Genomic DNA, 881 nt, shown 5'->3' with positions numbered 1-881 from the left:
GCAGTTGCATAGAGTGCAACAAATTTAAGAAACCATTTAATGCATCAGTCGGCGCAATTTATCGCGCGCCGCTACACCTTGGTCTAGATTTTCTGGATACTTTAATTCGTAAAACATCTTATCTCCGATTTAAAATGTAACGCCCGCGTCAACTGCCGGAGGCTACTGGCGCCTTTTGTGCGGCTTTTTGCACAAAAGGTGACAGTGGCCGGAGGTCAGATTGCACGCGCTTGTTAAGCGCCTGCCTGATTTGTAAGCTGATCTCTAACTTCCATGAGTGCGAACCCTAAAAGATTGAGACCTTTCCATGTATTTGGGTTTTCAGATGCTGGATTGTCTTGAGCTAAACCAATACCCCATACTTTATCTACTGGACTAGACTCGACTAATACTCGATTTCCGGTATTTAGCAAAAACTCCTTTAGTTCTGAATCTTGAGAGAACTTCGCTAGATTAGCATTTACCACAATCTCAAATCGTTTCTCATCCCATAATTCTTGCTCGAATCCAAGTACCTCTCGGCCAACAGCCTTAGCTTCTCCTGGATTACTGGCAGAAAGCACCTTATCACATGCGTTATTATCACCAAACAACTTAGCCTTGTGATACATCATGTAATGCTCGGCCGTGATAAATTCATTTCCATCTTCTTCGAATTTTGAATCATACCACTGGCTAAAGCAGCTCTTTGTTACTTGGCCGTCTTTTTCTTGATGCCCCCAGAAAAAGACATATTTCACCTTGTTTCCGTGGTTTACAAAATCGACAAGCTCTTCTCTTGTTCTAATCTTCAATTTTCTTCCAATACTTGATGTATGCCTGCGCTTAACAGTTAATTCAAAAGAAGCGTCTTTATATCACCCTTCTCTATATTTCTAAGC

General features: G+C 41.7%; 1 protein-coding gene. It reads right to left on the bottom strand.

From position 1 onward, the window contains the following. Positions 1-233: 233 nt before the first annotated feature. Positions 234-794, bottom strand: coding sequence for a riboflavin biosynthesis intermediates N-glycosidase (ybiA, locus tag MO867_RS22310; RefSeq protein WP_252473261.1), 561 nt, complete (start codon positions 792-794; stop codon positions 234-236). Between the last annotated feature and the right edge of the window lie 87 nt (positions 795-881).

This window comes from Microbulbifer okhotskensis (assembly GCF_023895975.1).
Taxonomy (GTDB): Bacteria; Pseudomonadota; Gammaproteobacteria; order Pseudomonadales; family Cellvibrionaceae; genus Microbulbifer; species Microbulbifer okhotskensis.
The sequence above is the reverse complement of the archived record's forward strand: the minus strand, read 5'-3'. Positions and strand labels throughout refer to the sequence as shown.